Genomic DNA, 2776 nt, shown 5'->3' on the forward strand with positions numbered 1-2776 from the left:
TGAGGGCTGGACGGGGCCAATCAGGTTGGAATTGCTGGCGAATTTTTCGCCTCCGTCATTCCGGGGCATCGCGAAGCGATGAGCCCGGAATCCATCCAACCGCAGAGCATGCGGCGAAATGGATTCCGGGCTCGCGCTGCGCGCGCCCCGGAATGACCAAGAAGCTTGGCGCGTGCGAGATGATGGGTTACGCATCCGACAAATCATACCCTGGGAGAGACTCCTCATGCGCACCCATTCCATCGCCGCCATTCCTGCCGACGGTATCGGCCCCGAGGTGATCTCGTCGGGCGTTCGTGTGCTGGAGGCGCTGGCGCAACGCTCCGGCGATGTTGCCTTCCAGTTCAAGACGTTCGACTGGGGCTCGGACTACTACAAGAAGCACGGCGTCATGATGCCGGCGGACGGGCTCACCGAGCTGAAGAAGTTCGATGCGATCTATTTCGGCGCGGTCGGGGCGCCCGATGTGCCCGACCACATCACGCTGTGGGGGCTGCGGCTGCCGATCTGCCAGGGCTTTGACCAATACGCCAATGTGCGGCCGACCAAGATCCTGCCCGGCGTCGCCTCGCCGTTGCGCAATGTCGGCGTCGGAGATCTCGACTGGGTGATCGTGCGCGAGAATTCGGAAGGCGAATATGCCGGCGCCGGCGGACGCGCGCATAAGGGCCTGCCCGAAGAAGTCGGCACCGAAGTTGCGATCTTCACCCGCGTCGGCGTCACGCGCATCATGCGCTATGCTTTCCGGCTCGCGCAGGCGCGACCACGGAAGTTTCTCACCGTGGTGACGAAGTCGAACGCGCAGCGTCACGGCATGGTGATGTGGGACGAGATCGCCGCCGAAGTGGCGCAACAATTCCCCGATGTCACCTGGGACAAGATGCTGGTCGACGCCATGACGGTGCGCATGACGCTGAACCCGAAAAGCCTCGACACCATCGTGGCGACCAACCTGCACGCCGATATCCTGTCCGATCTGGCAGGCGCGCTCGCCGGCAGCCTCGGCGTCGCGCCAACAGGCAACATCGATCCCGAGCGTCGCTTCCCCTCGATGTTCGAGCCGATCCACGGCTCGGCCTTCGACATCACCGGCAAGGGCATCGCCAACCCGGTCGCGACTTCTGGACCGGCGCGCAGATGCTGGAGCATCTCGGCGAGAAGGACGCGGCCGCGCGGCTTATGGCGGCGGTGGAGCGCGTCTGCGCCGCCGGCGTGCTGACGCCGGATGTCGGCGGCAAAGCGACGACGAAAGAGGTGACGGACGCCGTGATCGACGCGATTCACGGCACGAACGTGTGAAGCCCCCCTCTCCCCCGCTCTTGCGCAGAACTTCGGACGAATGACTGCCCAGCCGTCATTGCGAGCCAACGGGTCGCGCGAACGCGCGCCCGATGACAAGCTCCGCGAAGCAATCCATCGAGCCGCGTGCGCGGAAGCATGGATTGCTTCGTCGCTATCGCTCCTCGCAATGACGGCGCTATTTCTGGCGGCAGTTCTGCCGCACCTGTCTCTACCGCCGCTTCGTCAGCCGTCCCATGATTGGCTTGAGCAGTAGCGGCGACAGGTAGATCGGGAATTGCGATAGCGCGAAGTAGAGCCAGGTCAGGCCCGGCAGCACGCCGTCGGTGGCGGCGACCATCAGGCCCATGTTCCGCTGCGACACCATCAAGGCCAGGGAAAGCGCCCGCTCCATGCCGAAGCGGCGAAACACCAGCATGGTGCCGGCGAGGAGCGCAAAGAACACCGCAAAGGCGAGCAGCGTCAGCCCGAGCGCCTGCAGCGGTTCACGCCAGAAGCTCGGCGCGACCGGACCCATGACCGCGCACACGAACACCAGGAGGATCAGGATGTTCAGGCCGTCGATCGGCGCCTTGTGGCGTTCGATGGCGGCAAGCCCGAACAACAAACGGATGATCGCAGCGACCGCGAGCGCGCCGGCCAGGAACAGGAACAGTTTTGCGCCGAGTGCGACCGGCGACAAGGTCAAGGCTGCGCCGAAGAAGAGATAGGCGAACAGCGGCGCGGTGAGCGGCACCAGCGCGGTGCCGGTCACGAGCGTGATCAGCACCAGCGTGGCGTCCAGTCCCATCAGCGCCGCGAGCGAGGGGGAGGCCATCATCGGCGAAGCCACTGCCTGCAGCATCAAGCCTAAGAAGAGATCGGGCGACGCCGTGCGTAGGCCCGTCGCGAGCCAGAATATGCCGGTGATAGCCGGGACCGCCAGCAGCGTCCATCCCGTCGCGGCCGCGACGATCGCAGGCCGGCGCAAATAGAGCCGCAGCGCGGAGATGTCCACGCGCATGAAGGAAATGCAGAGCAGGAGAAAGACGGCTTCCGTAACGAAGGGCCGCAAGGCTTCTCCGAGCGGCGGGATCGCGATGCCGATGAATACCAAAGCGGCGACGGCGCGTGTGCCCTGGCGGCCGAGCCATGCGAGCGGCCGGGCGATGGCGGCGATGATAGCAGTCAAGGCAACAGGCATTGGCGTTCTCCTGATGGAGCCGCAGCACGAAGAGGCCTGTTGAGATAAGAACACGCGCCCGCCGGACTGCGGCGGCACTCGTTCATGTTTTGCAGATGAGACAAGACGACGTGCCGCTCCCTAAAAGGAGCGCCACCAGCGCGACGCAGTGAAGGTCATGCAATCGTCCATGGGACTTGATTGGCATCGCCGGGCGCTGTTGGCAAGAGGCTTCCGTGTCGTCCTGGCGAAGGCCAGGACCCATAACCACCGGAATGCGTTGTGGCGCGAGCAAGGCGGCTACAGCGGAGCACA

1 protein-coding gene and 1 pseudogene are annotated in these 2776 nt (G+C 64.8%); one reads left to right on the forward strand and one right to left on the reverse strand.

Features of this window, described 5'->3' with window-relative positions:
• The first annotated feature begins 226 nt into the window (after positions 1 to 226).
• Positions 227 to 1299: pseudogene (locus CWO89_RS42710) on the forward strand (tartrate dehydrogenase).
• Between the two features lie 211 nt (positions 1300 to 1510).
• On the opposite strand, the gene CWO89_RS42715 reads toward CWO89_RS42710, so the two are convergent.
• A complete protein-coding gene (locus tag CWO89_RS42715; RefSeq protein WP_130584197.1) occupies positions 1511 to 2482 on the reverse strand; it encodes a Na+-dependent transporter in 972 nt (323 codons plus the stop codon).
• Positions 2483 to 2776 lie beyond the last annotated feature (294 nt).

This window comes from Bradyrhizobium sp. Leo170 (assembly GCF_004296405.1).
GTDB lineage: Bacteria > Pseudomonadota > Alphaproteobacteria > Rhizobiales > Xanthobacteraceae > Bradyrhizobium.

Bases quoted from the DNA above. Each gene is read 5' to 3' on its own strand.
- CWO89_RS42715 (WP_130584197.1), bottom strand. From the start codon at position 2,482: ATGCCTGTTGCCTTGACTGCTATCATCGCCGCCATCGCCCGGCCGCTC.